The following is a 5,426-nucleotide window of genomic DNA, read 5'->3' as shown; positions in this document are numbered from 1 at the left end:
TTGAATGTATTTTTAGGAGCCTTAATCATATCACAAGGTTTTAACTCAAAAACAGCAATACAACAATTATCTGAGAACTAAAAAATTCAGGCCCCTAAATTGGTTTAAAAGAATATACTAAATCAAATAAAAAACGAATAGTTTTAAAAAAATAATTAATGAAATTAAATTAAAATAAAGAAAATAATTTAGATTAAAAATAAAAAATATGATTATTAATCTGAAAAATAAAAAACTAAGTGTATTAAATTAGGAAATAAAAATAAAAAATAAGATTTAAGTAAAAATAAAAAAGTAGTAGCTTTAATTAAAAAACTACTTTTTAACAGTCATTGTAAATGAAGTTGAAGATGTAGCATAATAGTTATTAGTCTTTAAACTACATTTTACCTTGACTTTACCAACAGCTGCAATTTTACTAGTAATTTTAAGTCTTGCTAAACCTTTAGAATTAGTCTTAACAGTATATGATTTTTTACCTATTTTTATTATCACATATTGAGACTTAACAAGCTGTTTTTTACCATCAACAAGTTTAATACTAAAGTAATTATTTAATTTAACTGTTTTTGTTGGAGAATTAAAGCTTGTTTTAGCTTTTTCAATTGTTAAATTAATAGTTTTTCCAATACCTGCACCAGTAACTTTTACAGTGTACTTTTTAGGTACATAGTTAAGTGGAATACTAGCTTGTCCTTTAGAGTTAGTAAATACTGATATTTTCTTAGATCCAACAGTAAATACAATCTCTTGATTTGCATATGCTGCCTTATTTTTATATAATGTAGCAATTAATTTAGTTCCATCATTATATTGGACTTTTAAATTAGTTACCTTTAAATCATATTCCGTTTCTTTAACAGTTACCTTAACACTAACTGTATCAGACTCATTAAAGTTAGTTGACCCCAGATATTTAGCATCAATTGATAACAAACCTTTTGTAAGATAAGGTATAGATAGGATTACCTGACTGTTTATTACACTAACATTTGCTATAAAAATATTTTGCCCATTTTGTCTTGCTTGAATTAAGACATTACCTTCATTAATAAGTTCTCCAAATGAACTATTAACATTTACAAATATTGGAAGTGTGTAAAACTCATAAGTAGATTGATTTGTATTTATTTGAACTGTAGAGCCTGATTTATATATTGAAAAATTATTAGATAAACCAGTAGAGTTATAATAATAATCATCACCTACATAAGCAAGGTTACAACAGAATTTACCAACGACTAAATCACTTGATGGAATAATAATTATTGCACTTGTATTATTTACAAATGTATCATATGTTTTATTGTTATATGTGAAATAAACCCTACCTGAAGCATTAGAATATTCCATCTCACTATCTATAATATTTATAAAGACATATAAATTATTTCCATAAATAATATCAGGAACATTTGCTATTATTTTAGATGGTGCTTTATCTACATTTACTGTGAAATTTGTAGTACTAGAATAATGAGTAATTCCGTCATAATACCCATTGGTCTCACCTAAATAATGAACATTAATTGTATAATCTCCCGGATTTTTAAATGTATAATTTAAAAGAGCCACACCATCATTTAATACTGCAGTGTAGTTTTTACCATTAATTTCAAAGAATACTTTACCTGCCCTAACAGGATTATTATTAAGGTCTAAAATACTTGCATTTAAAAGAGTTACCCTATTAAACACAGAACTAATATTATCCACTATAATTTTACTTGGATAAGCAGTATCAGGTGAGACTGTAAATCCTTTAATTGATGCAATTTGACCAGTATAGTAATGACCAGTTGTATTAGATAAATTTAAAACTAAATCATATAAATCATACCACTCATTACCATCAAAACTTACATATGAACAGTTAATATATGGTGCAAGTCTTACCGTAGAATATTCACTTACAGGAAAAGCCGCGCCTGTATCACAATCAAGTTTCATCAAAATAGTAAAATTATCTCCTTTATTTAAAGGTACAAACTTATTTAAATGGAAAGTATAGTACCCTTGAGAGGAAATTCCCTTAACTGTATCTTGAAGTATGTCATTTACATAGATTTTAGTAATGAAAGATACGTTATCCCCCATAAAAAAGGTAGAAAATCCTGCAAGATAATCGTCGCTTATTGAAGTGTAAATATTTTTAACATAAATAGTTTTATTACCAGTAACAAAGAAATCAGTCATTCCCGCCATATCATATTGGTAATTATTATTGTATGGTATCGTTTCATTAAAGACAATTGCAAATCCATCTTGAACGCCTATTCTTGCTGTAGCAGTATCATAATATGAAATATAGAAATAACCATTATCTCCCCAATCTTCACCCCAACTATTTTTAACTATCCATGCACCATCACCGGGAGGAGTAATATAGAAATTGTTTTTTGAATAATTATCATCCCATCCAACAATACATACTGCATGGTTTGAAGTTAAATCATCACCATTATAATAATGATTCGGACTAACAAAATATGGTATTGATTGTTCCATACGCATTGAAATATATACTCCACCATATCTCATAATTGCCTCTTTAAACAAATCATTATCCGTAAAACTAGTTCTTGGAGGAAGATAGTATATATTTTGAACGTGAAGAAGTGATTGGTTAAAACAATAGGATAAAAAATTATTTGGATTATAAGGGTCATCTGAGGCATTGACTGGACCTATCCAACTTACAACATATCCAACAGTCATATATAGATTTCCCCCAGAATTAGGAATAAATGTAGTAAACCCATATTTAGAATATTTTGCTTGAAGATTTTTTACATTATTTTCTGATAAATTATAAACCTGCCCAGATGCTTTAATAATTGAGGTTTCAATAGAAGCTAAAACTGCAAATGCCCAACAATTTCCACCAGCACCTTGATCTTTAATTGGAGTATCCTCACCCAAATCAACTAAACTATAATTTGATGGAATAAATCCATCCCAATCATAATTTCCAATAATAAGAGTACTGTTACCTCCATAATATATTGGCCAATAATCTTGGTCGAATATATCATTATAATCAATAGCAGTATTATTAATAAATTGGTTTGACTCATCTATAAAATCAGGATTTTCATTGGAAAATATTCCGCCACCAATTCCAGTAACATTATTTAAAATAAACTTAGAATAAGTAATATTTAAAATTCCACCTTTATCTGCAAAAACTCCTCCCCCATTAATTGCACTGTTATTTGAAAATGTTGAATTAAAGATTGTAAGTGGAGAAAAAATAGCATAGATTGCTCCACCTTCATATAATGCAGAGTTATTATCAAAAAGAGAGTTTGATATAGTCGAATTACCATTATCACTAACATCTATAAAGGTTATAGCTGCTCCAAATGTAGCATTGGAATTTGTAATATTAACATTATCCATTACAAGGAGCGTTTTATATAAATATAATGCCCCACCTGCATCAGTTGAAGAGTATGTTTTGTTAAAGGTAGAATCATATATTTTTAAAATAGAATTTCCCTGAGCTACAATAGAACCTCCAAAAGACTGACTATGTGAACCTATAAAAGTAGAATTATAAATTTCAACAAAAGAAGAATCCTGATAAATATCTCCACCAAAAGTTGCAGAGTTATTTTCAAATGTAGAATTATAAATATTTAAATTACTTCCTGTCTCAACTCTAATAACTCCACCATAAACTCCAACATTTGATGAAAAATTAGAATTATAAATATTTAAATTACTTCCTGTCTCAACTCTAATAACTCCACCATAAACTCCAACATTTGATGAAAAATTAGAATTATAGATTTCAATGAAAGTATTTGCAATATTTAATACACCACCATTAGATCCATTAGAATTTTTAAAAGTAGAATTTGTAATATTTGCTCTATAATTAGTAAGAGTAATTTTTCCACCTTCAAAAATAGAATTATAAATATTTATTACAGGTTTTGAAGGCTCAAGAATTTCTTCTGATGAGGCATAAATCAAACGCCTATTAGATATCATCTTAACATCAGATAAATTAAGATAAGAGTAAACTATAATTGTATTATTTATAATTGTTAGATCATTTAGACTAAAAGTAATAGGATTTTCCACACTTAGACTTTTAGAAACAATAAGATAAACATCACTACAATCAATAATAGTTCCTTCACCACTACCAATTAAAACAGTACTTTGATCTATAATAGAAGAGTTATCATTTAAATGATAAGTTCCCTCTGTAAAATAAGCAATTTTACCTACAATAGAATGATTATAAAAATCCTTATATGGATTTTCCCTAGTTCCATCACCATCATCTAAAACAGAAGCATTAAAGTAAACTGTATTCTCATCAGTTAATGTATTTTCATCAGTTTTTAATTTATTTTCGTCAGTTAATGTATTTTCACTATTTATATTAGAATTAAGATTAGTATTACCAACCTCATCTCTTTCACTATCTAAACTAGAATTAAAATCAGTATTAGTACTGCTAACCTCATCTATTTCGCCATCATAAATATTAGAATTTAGATTAACATCCTTTTGTGTTAAATCATTATTTTGAATTGAATCTACATCATCAACATTAGAATTTATGTTAGAATCAACACTATATGCAGAAACAGATGAAATTGTAAAAGATAATAATAGTAATACCAATATTAAAAAGAATCCTTTTTTAATTTCCAATTTCATAATATAACCATAATTTTAATTTCAATAATAATTTTAATTTAGGTTTAAAATATTTTTTTTAAATAATAATTATAATAATTATATAATTTTCTTGATATATTTATTTATGGATTAACAGTATACAATTTATTTCAAAAATTTTCTACAAATTATAATAGAATATAACATAAATCGCTTAAATGATAAAATTATATATTTAAATTATTTAAATAAAGATTAAGTATAATAAAAAAGATTAATATACAAATCAATATTAAACTGAAGTTTAAATCTAATTATAAATCTAAACATAACATTTATATCTAATAATAAAAACAAAAGTAGAGAAAATTTTACAAGAGAGTGGGACGCAAAATTTTTTATAAATTTTTCTCAACATTAAAAAAAATAATTAAAATTTTTAATTTTTTATATATTTTTCTTATTTTATTTTTCTATTTATTTCATTATATATTCTTTTCAGATTGTGTCCGATTGTATATAATTTGAATTCTGTGTTTACTTCTTTTAGTCCTGTTGTTCGGAATTATGTAAGTTTTATATTTTGTTTCATGTTTGCAAAGGGTAATTCGGTAGTTTTTGACCTTAATTTGTAGATTTTTTCTGCTTCTTCTGTTTCCATTTTTCTTTGCATTCTGATTTTGGAGGGGTTTTCATAATCTTCAATTGTTCTATAACGTTGGTTTTTTGCACAATATTCTTGAACAGAGCAGTTTTTACATTCTTTAGTCCAATATGTTATTCTT

Annotated in this window: 2 protein-coding genes; both read right to left on the bottom strand. The window is 26.0% G+C overall.

All coding sequences use genetic code 11. From position 1 onward, the window contains the following. Positions 1-315 precede the first annotated feature (315 nt). Entirely contained in the window at positions 316-4,680 is a 4,365-nt protein-coding gene (locus tag QZ146_RS08265) for a C1 family peptidase (RefSeq protein ID WP_295723475.1), read from the bottom strand. Positions 4,681-5,206: 526 nt separating this feature from the next. Beyond that, positions 5,207-5,426: transposase (locus QZ146_RS08260; RefSeq protein WP_295723471.1), on the bottom strand; the 220-nt coding region annotated here is incomplete at its 5' end.

The sequence above is a fragment of the uncultured Methanobrevibacter sp. genome (genome assembly GCF_905235195.1).
GTDB lineage: Archaea > Methanobacteriota > Methanobacteria > Methanobacteriales > Methanobacteriaceae > Methanarmilla.
The sequence above is the reverse complement of the archived record's forward strand: the minus strand, read 5'-3'. Positions and strand labels throughout refer to the sequence as shown.

Bases quoted from the DNA above. Each gene is read 5' to 3' on its own strand.
- QZ146_RS08265 (WP_295723475.1), bottom strand. From the start codon at position 4,680: ATGAAATTGGAAATTAAAAAAGGATTCTTTTTAATATTGGTATTACTA.